Annotated in this window: 1 protein-coding gene; it reads left to right on the top strand. The window is 51.0% G+C overall.

Annotation, left to right across the window (positions count from 1 at the left end):
• A partial coding sequence (locus HBA93_RS18740) for a hypothetical protein (RefSeq protein WP_221724305.1) occupies positions 1-431 on the top strand: 431 nt, incomplete at both ends.

The raw sequence follows: 431 nt of genomic DNA, 5'->3' as shown, positions 1-431 counted from the left end.
ACAACAACTGGTATCTGTTGGGCTCGGCCGACGGAGACGCAAAGAAATTTCTTGATCAGATAGCCGCCACCTACAACGGGACAGTCGAATGGTGGAATGAAAGCGTCGCCCGAAGCGGCATTAAGGCATTCGTCAATGAGCGCGTTGCCTTCGCAGATAGCGGCGGCGATATTTCGGACTGGATGCCTTCTGCAGGATCTCTTTATGAGGCGTTGGAATTCATGAATCCAACGCGTTCGACAAGCGACCCGATGATTGGTCTTGTGACCTTCGGAAATCAGGTGACATTCTACACTGCTGCGGCAATTCTCGCACTGTCCATACTGGCAATGTTTCCATTTGTCGGAACTGGCATTACCGTTCTTTCAAACTTCGTTGGCTGGATCATTAGCGGGATCGGTGCGCTAGGTATGTTCCTTGCATTCGTACTG

The organism is Ochrobactrum sp. SFR4 (assembly GCF_019730395.1).
In the GTDB taxonomy this organism is placed as follows: domain Bacteria; phylum Pseudomonadota; class Alphaproteobacteria; order Rhizobiales; family Rhizobiaceae; genus Pseudochrobactrum.
The sequence above is the reverse complement of the archived record's forward strand: the minus strand, read 5'-3'. Positions and strand labels throughout refer to the sequence as shown.